Raw genomic sequence first — 12,277 nt, 5'->3', positions numbered from 1 at the left:
GTCCACCAGCGGCTTGACCGCGGTGACCAGCGGGTGGTCGGCGGGTTCGGTCACTTCTCGCCCTCCCCCACCACGTTCACCTGGAGGGAGACGCGGGTGGCGCCGGCCGCCAGGGACTGGCGCAGGAGCGCGTCGACGGCCGTGAGCACCTCGTCGGCGCCGCCCTCGGCGGTGTTGCCGAAGGGCCCCACGTCCACGGCGTCGAGCGCCGCCGTCTGCAGGACCTCACGGGCGGCCACCGCGTGCGGCGGCGCCTCGTCGAGGTCGAAGGGCTCGGTCGTGAACTCCACTCTCAATCGCACGCGCACAACCTACTGCCCGGATCGCCGGATCCGGGAGGTCAATCGGACGGGCCCTCTTGACAAGCCCGCCACCTGCCCTGCAACCTTCCATCAAGCAGAAACTAACTTCCGCAATACGGAAGGAGCCGAACCCCATGGCCCCCCTGTTTGAGCATGGACGCGGCTCGGACCAGCGCTTCGATGTGAACCTCTCGATCCTCTTCACGGAACTCCCGCTCCTGGAGCGCCCCGCGGCCGCCGCCGCGGCCGGCTTCACGGCGGTCGAGCTGTGGTGGCCCTGGATCGAAACCCCCACCCCGGCGCAGGCCGAGCTCGACGCCCTGAAGAAGGCGCTCGACGACGCCGGCACCCGGCTCGTGGGACTGAACTTCTACGCGGGCGCCCTGCCGGGCCCCGACCGCGGAGCCCTTTCCGTACCCGGCGAGGAGTCGGACCGCTTCCGCGCCAACATCGAGGTCGCGGCCGACTTCGCCGCCTCGGTGGGCTGCGGGGCGCTGAACGCGCTCTACGGCAACCGGGTGGAGGGCGCCGACCCGCGGGTCCAGGACGCGCTCGCGCTGGAGAACCTGGTCCTGGCCGCCCGCGCGGCCGACCGGATCGGCGCGATCCTCCTGATCGAGGCGCTCAACAAGCCGGAGTCGCCGCTCTACCCGCTGGTGAGCGCCCCGGCCTCGATCGAGGTCGTCGACAAGGTGAACGCGGCGACCGGTCTCGGCAACGCCAAGTTCCTCCTCGACGTCTACCACCTGTCGATGAACGGCGAGGACGTCTCCCAGGTCATCGAGGCCTACGCGGACAAGACCGGCCATGTGCAGATCGCCGACAACCCGGGCCGCGGTGCGCCGGGCACCGGCTCGCTGCCGCTCGGCGCCCTGCTCGACCAGCTGGCCAAGGCCGGTTACGACGGCTGGGTCGGCCTGGAGTACAAGGCCGCCGACACCGCCGCGTCCTTCGCGTGGCTGCCGGCCGAGGCCCGCGCGGCGCGCTGAGGCCCCCCGGCTCCGACGCCCCCCGAACTTCCTGACGCACCACCGCAGTTGAGAGAGGCCCCCCATGAGCACGCTCGCAGACTCCTCCCGGTCCGCCCGTCCGACGATCGCCTGGATCGGCCTCGGCATCATGGGCTCCCCCATGTCCGAGAACCTGATCAAGGCCGGTTACCCGGTCACCGGCTTCACCCTGGAGCAGGACAAGCTGGACCGGCTGGCCGCCGCCGGCGGCACCGCCGCCTCCTCGATCGCCGACGCGGTCAGGGACGCGGACGTCATCATCACGATGGTCCCGGCATCCCCGCAGGTCGAGGCGATCGCCTACGGCGAGGACGGCATCCTGGCCAACGCCCGCAAGGGCGCCCTGCTGATCGACATGTCCTCGATCACCCCGCAGACCTCGGTCGACCTCGCCAAGAACGCCGAGGAGAAGGGGATCCGCGTCCTGGACGCCCCGGTCTCCGGCGGCGAGGCCGGCGCCATCGAGGCCGTGCTCTCCATCATGGTGGGCGGCGACAAGGCCGACTTCGACGCGGCCAAGGACATCTTCGACGCGCTGGGCAAGACCATCGTGCTCTGCGGCCCGCACGGCTCCGGCCAGACGGTGAAGGCCGCCAACCAGCTCATCGTGGCGGTCAACATCCAGGCGTGCGCCGAGGCCGTGGTCTTCCTGGAGAAGTCGGGCGTGGACCTCGCCGCGGCCCTGGACGTCCTCAACGGCGGTCTGGCCGGCTCGACCGTGCTGACCCGCAAGAAGGACAACTTCCTCAAGCGGGACTTCGCGCCGGGCTTCCGCATCGACCTGCACCACAAGGACATGGGCATCGTCACCGACGCCGCCCGCAACGTCGGCGCGGCGCTCCCGGTCGGCGCCGTGGTGGCCCAGCTGGTCGCCTCGCTGCGCGCCCAGGGCGATGGCGGCCTCGACCACTCGGCGCTGCTGCGCGCGGTCGAGCGCCTGTCCGGCGCCCGCGTCTGAGCCTTCCGGCTCCTCAGACTTCCGGGCGGCGGTGGCGCCGACACCTGTCCTGTCGCGCCCAGGCGTCGCCGCCGCCCGGAACACCCCACTTCTTTTTCAACAAACTGTTGACGTTCGCTTCGGGGCGTACCTACGCTCCTGACACCGCAGACCGCTCAGCAGTGCAGCTCCGTACGGAAGGTCACGATGTCGAAGCGCGTGCTTACGACCGAGTCCGGCGCCCCCGTCGCCGACAACCAGAACTCCGCCACCGCCGGCGTCGGTGGCCCCATCCTCCTCCAGGACCAGCACCTGCTGGAGAAGCTGGCGCGCTTCAACCGTGAGCGGATCCCGGAGCGCGTGGTCCACGCCCGCGGCTCCGGCGCGTACGGCTACTTCGAGGTGACCGACGACGTCACCGGCTTCACCAAGGCCGACTTCCTCTCCCAGGTCGGCAGGCGCACCGAGACGTTCATCCGCTTCTCCACGGTGGCGGACTCGCTCGGCGGCGCGGACGCGGTCCGCGACCCGCGCGGCTTCGCGCTGAAGTTCTACACCGAGGACGGCAACTACGACCTCGTCGGCAACAACACGCCGGTGTTCTTCATCAAGGACCCGATCAAGTTCCCCGACTTCATCCACTCCCAGAAGCGCGACCCGTTCACGGGCCGGCAGGAGCCGGACAACGTCTGGGACTTCTGGGCGCACTCCCCCGAGGCTACGCACCAGATCACCTGGCTGATGGGCGACCGCGGCATCCCGGCGTCGTACCGCCACATGAACGGCTACGGCTCGCACACCTACCAGTGGACGAACGCGGCGGGCGAGGCGTTCTTCGTCAAGTACCACTTCAAGACCAACCAGGGCATCCGCTGCCTGTCGTCCGAGCAGGCGGCGGAGCTGGCCGGCAAGGACGCCAACTCGCACCAGACCGACCTCCTCCAGGCGATCGAGCGCGGCGTGAACCCGTCCTGGACGCTGTACGTGCAGGTCATGCCGGCGTCCGAGGCGCCCGACTACCGCTTCAACCCCTTCGACCTGACGAAGGTGTGGCCGCACGCCGACTACCCGCTCCAGCGGGTGGGGCGCCTGGTCCTGGACCGCAACCCCGACAACGTCTTCGCCGAGGTCGAGCAGGCCGCCTTCTCCCCGAACAACTTCGTTCCGGGCATCGGCCCCTCGCCCGACAAGATGCTCCAGGGCCGCCTGTTCGCGTACGCGGACGCGCACCGCTACCGCCTGGGCGTCAACCACACCCAGCTGCCGGTGAACGCGCCGAGGGCGACGGTGGCGGACAACTACGGCCGCGACGGTCTGATGGCGACGCGCTACGGCTCGCGCCACGACAAGAACTACGAGCCGAACTCCTACGCGGGCCCCTCCCAGACGGACGAGGCGCTCTCCGCCCCGCTGGCCATCGCGGGCTGGACCGGCACCCACGCGGCCCCGACCCACGTCAAGGACGACGACTTCTTCCAGGCGGGCGAGCTGTACCGCCTGATGTCGGACGACGAGAAGTCCCGCCTGGTCGCGAACATCGCCGGGGGCCTGTCCCAGGTGACCCGCGACGACGTGATCGAGAAGAATCTGGCCCACTTCCACGCGGCGGACGCCGAGTACGGCAAGCGCGTGGAGGAGGCGGTCCGCGCCCTGCGCGAGGACTGATCCTCCGCTCACAACCCCCAGACCGCGTACGGCCCCTGACGGGAGGTCGGGTGCCGTACGCAGTCCGAACCATCGGCCCGGATGAGGGGTGGCCGGTGGTCTCGGACGACTCGGTGATCGCGGCGGCGTGTCGATGCCAGTGCGGTGGTCAAGGTCTGCCCCGGCTCCTTCTTGACCTGAAGGAAGAAGCCGGGACCAAACCAATCGCCCGCCGCCGCGATCCCGCCACCTCCCCTTCTGAACTCCGCCCGGCGGCGCGAACGACCACTCCCATCCCGCCGCCCTCGCACTGCTCCGCAGGCTTCGCCCGGCTGCGTCGGACTCCGTCCGCCGGGCCACCTCCTCCACCAAGCTCCGCCCGGCGGCGCGAACGTCCTGTCGCGCCCAGCCTCGTTCCGTCGGGCGGTCACCACTTCGGAGCACGGGTGCTGGGTTCGGTTTACGGTCCCGAATCGAGCGCTCGTTGATCAAGGCTTCACCTGTACGTATGGGTGGAGCCTTGATCCTTTTCGCGACCGCGGGAACGTCACGGGAACAGGGACGGGGCTTCCACCCGCTCGACGCCCAAGGCGGCATGTCACGGATCAGCTACACCGCCAACACGCCCAACAAGCAGTTCACCCACCGGCCCTCCAAACAAGCAAGCATGAGCAGACCTTCGAGAAGGACATCGCAACCGCTGGCTCAGCCTCGCCCGTACTCAAGGCTCCGGAGATCGCGTCACCATCTACCTCATGGACCCCAGCTATGGGCCGTGAGTTCAGGGCACGCATCCACTGACGGGCGCTATGCTCCCGCGCACATCGAGTGCGGGGTGGTGGGGATGGCGGAGTACTCCGATGTACAGCGGGCGGTCCGGGTGGAGAAGCTGCGGATCTGGTTCGCGTGGCTGTGCGGCAACGTCATCATGCTGATGATCGCCGTCGCCACCCAGGACGTCTCAGTCATCAGCGTCATCACACAGGTGCTGCTCGTCGTCGTGTTCCTCGCCCTAACGGTGGCACTGTTCCGGATGACGGGCGCGCTGAACCGGCGGGCCACGGCGGCGCGGCGTGAGGTGCTCGGCGAGGACTACCCGGGCTGAACCCGGACGTGGAGCGGCCCCGTTCCGGAGTCCGGGCGGGGCCGCCGTCCTGCCGTAGTCACATACCGGACGATCAGCCCTCATGCCGGGCCCCACGTCCGGCGTGCCCGGACAAAGCCTCGCCGAGTGCCGGGCTTCGCCATTTTCCCCTCACCACGCCTACCCCCGTGCCACCATGCCCCTACCAAGAGCGGGGGCCCCATGATCACAATCAACGCGCACGGTGGCACCGCCGTCACCTTCGACGGCCAGTACCTCACCATCAACCGGCATGGCTTCCTCGCCCGGGCCACTCTGGGTAAAGGCGAAAAGCGGCTCCACGTCAGCCAGATCAGCGCCGTGCAGTGGAAACCCGCCGGGCCCGTGATGAACGGCTTCATCCAGTTCACCGTCCCTGGCGGCAACGAGGTTCGGGGGCGCTTCGGCACCCAGACCAACACAGCAGCCAAGGACGAGAACTCGGTGATCTTCACGCGTAAACAGCAGCCCGAGTTCGAGAAGCTCCGTGCAGCCCTGGACGCAGCGGTCGCCACGCAACACGCTCCCCAGCCCGTCCCGGCTGCTCCCGTCTCGGTCGCCGACGAGCTGACCAAGCTCAACGAACTGCTCCAGCAAGGCGTCCTCACGCCCGAGGAATTCGCGGCGCAGAAGGCCCGGCTCCTCGGCGGGTAACGATCGGGCCGCCCGGCCACTTTCCCGGGCGCTGCCGGGCCGAGGCGCTGCTACCTGGGTGTAGCCACGTCGGACGACAGAACAGGCAAGCCCGGTCGCTCTCACCCAGCGCGGCGAGCGCCTGCCCTCATCTGACAGCCGTGGGCAGGCGGGCACTGTGCGGCCGCCTCCGACGTGCACGCCCTCGGGGGCTGCGGCTGTCCGCGCCGCGTCGCGCGTAGGCGATCACCCAGTCTTCGGTGGGTGGCGCGCCGTCTCCTCAGCAACGCGGGCCCGCTCCTGCTCGATCCGTCGGTGCGTTTGGGCAAGGTCCGCCTCTAGGTGCCGCCACCTCCAGCCCGTCCACATTCGCAATCTGCTGCAATCCGTCCCCGCTCGCGCGCGATCCGCCGCATCCTGGTCCTCCGTTCAGCAGATGGAGGGCTCCGTGACGCTCCGCTTCATCGGCACCACCAGCGACGAAGGTGACTGCCCCACCCTGTACGAGATCCCCGAGACCGACGAGATCCTCGTCCAGGGCGTCCGCGAGACCGACCCGCAGCATCTGGTGCGGCTGCGTGACGTGAAGCCCGGTGAGACGTTCGTACGCGTGCCACGCGCTCTGATGACTCGCTACGCGCCTCGTGCTGCCGCGCCCGAGCTTCAGCCCTTCCCCTCCATCGCTCACCTCTTCCGCGAGTTCCGGCACACCGCCTGGCGGCTGGAGACGCGCCGCGGCTACGCCACCGACCGCACCAGCGAGAAGTGGCGGCGCTGGCAGGCGGGCGAGGACATCGTCGCCGCCGAGTCCGAGAACCCGTGGCGGCGGAACGTGGCCGAGCAGACAGCGGCCGGCAAGCTCTTCGGCCGGGTACGGCTCCTCGACGACCCGATCACGGAGGGGCAGCGCTTCCTTCTCGCGAGTGCGCCCAGCAACGTGGCGGCCGGTGAGGACATCCGCTACCTCACCCGCGCCCGCGCCCAGGAGCTGCGTCTGCCCGACTTCGACTTCTGGCTGTTCGACTCCCGCTTCCTCGCCAGGTTCGCGTTCGACGAGGCCGACACCACCCTGGGGGTGTACGTCACCGAGGACCCGGCTGAAGTCCTCGCTGCCTGTCAGGCACCATGCGGCCCGTACCGCCGAGGCGTCGGGGCTGTACGTTCCGTCGTGTGAGCAGCGACTTCCAATCCGCCCGCATCGCCCTCGGCGCGCGCCTGCGCGAACTCCGCGTCGAGGCAGGGTTCGACGGCAAGGGCATCGCGGCGGCCCTCGGGTGGCAGCGCTCCAAGGTGAGCCGTCTGGAGACCGGGAAGCAGACCCCCTCGAAGGGCGATCTCACGCAGTGGGCCCAGGCAGTCGGCCGCTCCGACCTCGCGGCAGAGCTGACGGGACGGCTGACCGGGCTGGAGACGCACTACCGGTCCTGGCGTCGCCAGTGGGCCGGCGGCCGCGCCGCCCGCCAGGAGCAGGCCATCGTGGAGACCGCCGCCACCCGGATGATCCGGGGCATGGAAGTGGCGCGCATCCCGGGCCTGTTCCAGACACCGGAGTACGCCCGCTCCACCTTCCGGTCCAACGCCGACTTCCGGCAGCTCCCCCGGGACATCGAGGAGGCCGTACGCACACGGGTCCGACGCCAGGAGGCGCTGTACCAACCCGGGCGACGCTTCCGTTTTCTGGTGTGGGAGGCCGCCCTGTACGTCGTCACCTGCCCGTACGAGGTGATGGCTGAACAACTGGACCGGCTGACGAGCCTGATCGGCCTGGACACGATCGAGCTCGGCATCATCCCGTTCGGAGCCCCGCTGAAGAGGTCACCGGCGCATGGGTTCTGGATTTATGATCAGCGGCTCGTCATCGTCGAGACGATCAACGCCGAGCTGTGGCTGGACGACGAGGACAGCCTCGCCCTCTACACCCGGGCGTGGGAGTGGCTGTCCGAAGGCGCGGTGTACGGCCCGCAGGCCCGCCGTCTGATCGGTCGCGCCCGGTCCTCCATGGAGCGCGGTTCGCAACCGCAGCCAACCGCGGATCTGTAGTCGCAATCCGGCGCAATCGCGGGGACCTCGCGCAATCGGTCGCCCTACCGTGCTGGCCATGACCCCAGAACCCCCTGCTGAACAGCAGTCCTTGGACGACCCCGCACAGGGCCCGCGGTGCGAGGCATGCCACGAGACCGGCGCGGACATCGTGACCCTCGTGGTCATCGGCGAGGGCGGTGAGGCCTCGACGCATGCGCACCGCGGCTGCACCGTGGCTGCCGCGGTGGGGGCGGTGTCGGGATGACGGAACACCCCCGCATCGCGCAGTGGCTCGCATCCGCACTCGACACCCCGTCGAAGGCGTGGCTGGAGTGGGAGCGAGGTGGCACCGCGATGCTGCCCACCGGCCGCGCGTTCGACGCGGTGCGCATCTCCGCCGAGATCATCCACGCTGTCGCGCAGAGCGGACATCCGGACGTCGTCCGCCCGTGTCTCGACCGCCTCGTGGACGGCCCGGTCATCCACGACGCCTACGGCGTGGGAGTTTCCTACTATGTCCTCCTCCCCGTCGGCGCTCGTATCGAGCACACCGGCGCCGATGCCCCAGTCCTCGCTCACGGGACCTACGTCGGCGTCCCCGACGTGCACCGCACCGCCCGGCCCGGACCCTACTGGCTCCTGCCGCCCCGAGGCGTCGGGGACCTCTGCACGCCGGCGGGCGTGGACCGGCTGATCCGCCTCGGCCGTCAGCGGATCGACGACCCGGCGTCCGGCCCGGTCGGCCCCGATCTGGAGGCCATCGAGCAGAGGTGTCGCACGCTCCTCACCGGGCCGGCCGACCTGGCGCACGATCTGAGCGCGGCGACGGAGGCCACACAGCGCGCCCGCGGCTACCTCATGGTGGCGCTGCCGGTCCTCGATGACGCCGCCGCCCGGATGCCGGCCGAGGCCCCCGCGCGCAGCCGCGTCCTGCTGGGCGTCACCGAGGCGCACCGTCAGCTGGGTCAAGCCCGGGAGGAGGCCGTTCCGGTCCGCCAGTACGCGCACGCGCGACGCCTCGCCGAGTGCTGCCTCGCTCAGTTGGCACTCCTGCGGGAACTGGACGTGCCGACGGACGTGGCGGCGTCGGCCCTGGCTGCCGCTACGGGCCAACGGCCTCAGCGACCGGCACGCGCACGGCCTGAATGACAAAGGCCCCGTCCACAGATCAGCTGATCGTGGGCGGGGCCTCGGTCTGGGTGTGGGTGGTGCTGGGGTCAAAGGCGGTGCATGCGGGTGTAGGGGCTCAGGATGCGGGCGCGTCGGGAGCCGAAGTCGACGAGCATGGCGACTCCGTCCTCGACGCCCACGATCGTGCCCAGGCCGAACTGGTCGTGGGAGACCCGGTCGCCCAGGGCGAAGGTCTTGGCCTGCGGCTCGACCGGAGCTTTGAAGGGACTGGTGGGCAGGTGGCGCCTCGGCGCGGACGACTGCGTCATGGTCCTACCAGTATGCGCCGTCCCGGCCCGTACCACCTGCCTCCACTCGTCTCGGATTCGACACGATTGGGCCGGGAGCCGTGGAACGCCGCGGGACGGACCCGAAAGAGTGAACGCCGAAAGGCCCCGGCGCCACCCCCCACGGGAAGCACCGGAGCCCTTGGTTCAGCAGGCGTTATGAGGCCTGGAGGGGGCGGACAGCCGTCGGGGCGTGGCCCGGCTCGGTGGCCAGTTCCTCGAACTCGTTGATCGCGTCGATCCTGACGCCCATCGAGATGTTCGTCACCCGTTCCAGGATCGCCTCGACCACGACCGGGACGCGGTACTCCGCGGCCAGCTTCTTGGCCTCCTCGAAGGCCGGCAGCAGCTGGTCCGGCTCCGTCACACGGATCGCCTTGCAGCCCAGGCCCTCGACGACCTTGACGTGGTCGACGCCGTAGACGCCCAGCTCCGGGGAGTTGATGTTCTCGAACTCCAGGTTGACCTGGAAGTTGATGTCCAGGCCGCGCTGGGCCTGGCGGATCAGGCCCAGGTAGGAGTTGTTCACGAGGACGTGGACGTACGGGATGTTGTGCTGCGCGCCGACCGCCAGCTCCTCCAGCATGAACTGGAAGTCGTAGTCGCCGGAGAGGGCGACGACCGGGGTCTCGGGGGACGCGGTCGCGACGCCGAGCGCGGCCGGGATCGTCCAGCCGAGCGGACCGGCCTGGCCGCAGTTGATCCAGTGGCGCGGCCGGTAGACGTGCAGCATCTGCGCGCCGGCGATCTGGGAGAGGCCGATGGTGGTGACGTACCGGGTCTCGGGGCCGAAGGCGCGGTTCATCTCCTCGTACACGCGCTGCGGCTTCAGCGGGACGTTGTCGAAGTGCGTGCGGCGCTGGAGCCGCGCCTTGCGCTCCTGCGTGGAGGCCGCCCAGGCGCCGCGGTCGGGGAGCCTGCCCGCGGCCTTCAGCTCCTTGGCCACCTCGACGAAGAGGGTCAGCGCGGCCTTGGCGTCGGAGGCGATGCCGTAGTCCGGCGCGAAGATCCGTCCGATCTGGGTCGGCTCGATGTCGACGTGGACGAACTTCCGGCCCTGGGTGTAGACGTCCAGCTCGCCGGTGTGGCGGTTGGCCCAGCGGTTGCCGATGCCGAGGACGAAGTCGGATTCCAGGAAGTTCGCGTTGCCGTAGCGGTGCGAGGTCTGCAGGCCCACCATGCCGGCGTTCAGCTCGTGGTCGTCGGCGAGGATGCCCCAGCCCATCAGGGTCGGGACGACGGGCGTCCCGGTCAGCTCGGCGAACTCGACGAGCAGGTCGGCGGCGTCGGCGTTGATGACGCCGCCGCCCGCGACGATCAGCGGGCGCTCGGACTCCAGCAGGAGCCCGAGCGCCTTCTCGATCTGGGCGCGGGTCGCGGCCGGCTTGTAGACCGGCAGCGGCTCGTACGTGTCGGGGTCGAAGTCGATCTCGGTGAGCTGGACGTCGATCGGCAGGTCGATGAGGACCGGGCCGGGGCGGCCCGAGCGCATCAGGTGGAAGGCCTGCTGGAACACGCCCGGGACCTGGGCGGCCTCCAGGACGGTGGTCGCGGCCTTGGTGACCGGCTTCGCGATGCTCGCGATGTCGACCGCCTGGAAGTCCTCCTTGTGGAGCTTGGCGACCGGCGCCTGGCCCGTGATGCAGAGGATCGGGATCGAGTCGGCGATCGCGGAGTAGAGACCGGTGATCATGTCGGTGCCGGCGGGCCCGGACGTACCGATGCAGACGCCGATGTTCCCCGCGCCGGCCCGGGTGTACCCCTCGGCCATGTGGGACGCGCCCTCGACGTGGCGGGCCAGCGTGTGCGTGATGCCGCCGCCGGCCTTGAGGGCCGCGTAGAAGGGGTTGATCGCCGCGCCCGGCACGCCGAACGCGTTGGTGACGCCCTCGCGCTTGAGGATCTCAACTGCCGCTCGGGCAGCGGTCATACGAGGCATGGAGTGCTCCTGCTTCGGCCTGGCGGATCGGGCTCTGTCGCGCCACCTGAGAGCCGTGATTCCGTAATGCGGAAGTTTAGTTCTGCTATATGGAAGTAACATAGGGGGCGTGCGCAGGCGCGTCAAGGGATCCCCGCGTTCGCCTCCGGGGCGGGCGCGGGTGGGGGACGATGGACCGGACGGGCGGCGAGCACGGGGTGGACGACATGGATATCGAGGGGACCGGCGGAGCCGGCCGACAGGGACCGGGCGGCGGGGAGCGTCGCGGCGGACGCGGCGGAATGCCCCACGGCGGACGCGCGGAAGGCTCCGGCGCGTCCGGACACCTCGGCGGCGGCGGGCACGGCGATGGGGGCGGATACGGCGACGGTGGTGGGTACAGCGGCGGCGGTGCGGACGGTTCCGGCTATCCCGGTGGCCCCGCCGACTCCGGCCACCCCCGCGGCGGCCTCGGCCGCGAGACCCTGGGGGTGCGCTGCCCCGTCTGCCGCCGCGAGCACCGGTACGCCGCGACCACCTACCCCTGCCCCTGCGGCGCCCCGCTCGTACCGCCGCTCCAGCGCGGAGGCGCGGTCGAGCCGATCACCCACCGCACCTGGAGCGACGACTGGGTGGTCGTGCGCTGCGAGGCGTGCGGGCGCCAGGACCAGTGGCCGCAGCCGGAGCTCGGGTGCTCGTGCGGCGCGGTGCTGCGGATCCCGGTCCAGCCGGTCAGCGCCCCGCCCGCCCCGCTGCCCCTGCACATCCCGGTCCCGCCGACCGCCGCTCCCCCGCGCCCGGCGTTCCGGCCGGTGACGATCCGGACCGCGAGGGACGCGGTGACGGCCGCCGCGCTCTATCTGAAGTGGCTCGGCTTCCGCGACGTCCTTCAGTCCGAGGCACGCCCCGCCTCCGGGATCGATCTGCGCGGCCCCGGCCTGGTCGCCCAGGTCGACCCGACCACGCGACCGGCTTCGCTGCGGGCGGTCGAGTGCCTGTGGCTGAACGCGCTGAGCACCTCCTGCACCGGCGTCTACTTCTCGCTCGCCGGATACACCAAGGACGCCCGCGCCCGCGGCGACGAGCTGTCCCTGCCGCTGTTCGTGATGGACCTGACGGGCACGCCCCAGCCGGTCAACGACGCGGCGGACGAGCTGGTGGCGACGGGCCCCTGAGCCAGTGGCGGCGGGAGCCGCCGGGCCCCCGCCGCCCCTCGTGCCCCCGAGACCGG

Annotated in this window: 13 protein-coding genes; 10 read left to right on the top strand and 3 right to left on the bottom strand. The window is 70.6% G+C overall.

The annotated features are described in order from the left end of the window. Positions 1 to 50 precede the first annotated feature (50 nt). Positions 51 to 302, bottom strand: a complete 252-nt coding sequence (locus ABZ404_RS04170; RefSeq protein WP_358831668.1) for a hypothetical protein — start codon at positions 300 to 302, stop codon at positions 51 to 53. A gap of 134 nt (positions 303 to 436) precedes the next feature. On the opposite strand from ABZ404_RS04170, the gene ABZ404_RS04165 reads away from it, so the two are divergent. The 9 genes from ABZ404_RS04165 to ABZ404_RS04125 all read left to right on the top strand — a co-directional run bounded on the left by ABZ404_RS04165 (position 437) and on the right by ABZ404_RS04125 (position 8,820). Continuing rightward, on the top strand, positions 437 to 1,291 hold the full coding sequence (locus tag ABZ404_RS04165; protein WP_358831667.1) for a TIM barrel protein: 855 nt from the start codon (positions 437 to 439) through the stop codon (positions 1,289 to 1,291). A 64-nt stretch (positions 1,292 to 1,355) separates the two neighbouring features. Continuing rightward, complete coding sequence (locus ABZ404_RS04160; protein ID WP_358831666.1) at positions 1,356 to 2,270, top strand: 2-hydroxy-3-oxopropionate reductase; 915 nt, start codon at positions 1,356 to 1,358, stop codon at positions 2,268 to 2,270. Positions 2,271 to 2,456: 186 nt separating this feature from the next. After that, the gene (locus ABZ404_RS04155; RefSeq protein WP_358831665.1) at positions 2,457 to 3,914 is read left to right on the top strand and encodes a catalase; all 1,458 of its coding nucleotides are present in this window, start codon (positions 2,457 to 2,459) and stop codon (positions 3,912 to 3,914) included. An 823-nt stretch (positions 3,915 to 4,737) separates the two neighbouring features. Then, positions 4,738 to 4,998, top strand: a complete 261-nt coding sequence (locus ABZ404_RS04150; RefSeq protein ID WP_358831664.1) for a hypothetical protein — start codon at positions 4,738 to 4,740, stop codon at positions 4,996 to 4,998. A 201-nt stretch (positions 4,999 to 5,199) separates the two neighbouring features. Then, complete coding sequence (locus ABZ404_RS04145; protein WP_358831663.1) at positions 5,200 to 5,670, top strand: DUF4429 domain-containing protein; 471 nt, start codon at positions 5,200 to 5,202, stop codon at positions 5,668 to 5,670. Between the two features lie 427 nt (positions 5,671 to 6,097). Further along, positions 6,098 to 6,823 (top strand): DUF6879 family protein, encoded by a 726-nt coding sequence (locus ABZ404_RS04140; protein WP_358831662.1) that lies wholly within the window; start codon positions 6,098 to 6,100, stop codon positions 6,821 to 6,823. Then, positions 6,820 to 7,689, top strand: a complete 870-nt coding sequence (locus ABZ404_RS04135; protein WP_358831661.1) for a helix-turn-helix transcriptional regulator — start codon at positions 6,820 to 6,822, stop codon at positions 7,687 to 7,689. The genes ABZ404_RS04140 and ABZ404_RS04135 overlap by 4 nt, the downstream gene beginning before the upstream one ends. Positions 7,690 to 7,747: 58 nt before the next feature. Then, complete coding sequence (locus ABZ404_RS04130; RefSeq protein ID WP_358831660.1) at positions 7,748 to 7,936, top strand: hypothetical protein; 189 nt, start codon at positions 7,748 to 7,750, stop codon at positions 7,934 to 7,936. Then, the gene (locus ABZ404_RS04125; RefSeq protein WP_358831659.1) at positions 7,933 to 8,820 is read left to right on the top strand and encodes a DUF6415 family natural product biosynthesis protein; all 888 of its coding nucleotides are present in this window, start codon (positions 7,933 to 7,935) and stop codon (positions 8,818 to 8,820) included. Before ABZ404_RS04130 ends, ABZ404_RS04125 begins: the two co-directional genes overlap by 4 nt. A gap of 68 nt (positions 8,821 to 8,888) precedes the next feature. Here the strand turns inward: ABZ404_RS04125 and ABZ404_RS04120 are convergent, their stop codons facing one another. Continuing rightward, complete coding sequence (locus ABZ404_RS04120; RefSeq protein ID WP_358831658.1) at positions 8,889 to 9,110, bottom strand: hypothetical protein; 222 nt, start codon at positions 9,108 to 9,110, stop codon at positions 8,889 to 8,891. Between the two features lie 175 nt (positions 9,111 to 9,285). Further along, positions 9,286 to 11,067, bottom strand: coding sequence for a glyoxylate carboligase (gene gcl, locus ABZ404_RS04115; protein ID WP_358831657.1), 1,782 nt, complete (start codon positions 11,065 to 11,067; stop codon positions 9,286 to 9,288). A gap of 464 nt (positions 11,068 to 11,531) precedes the next feature. On the opposite strand from gcl, the gene ABZ404_RS04110 reads away from it, so the two are divergent. Next, a complete protein-coding gene (locus ABZ404_RS04110) occupies positions 11,532 to 12,221 on the top strand; it encodes a hypothetical protein (protein WP_358831707.1) in 690 nt (229 codons plus the stop codon). The last annotated feature ends 56 nt before the right edge of the window (positions 12,222 to 12,277 follow it).

This window comes from Streptomyces sp. NPDC005878 (assembly GCF_040629815.1).
Classification (GTDB): Bacteria; Actinomycetota; Actinomycetes; order Streptomycetales; family Streptomycetaceae; genus Streptomyces.
This window is presented reverse-complemented; position numbering and strand designations above follow the sequence as displayed.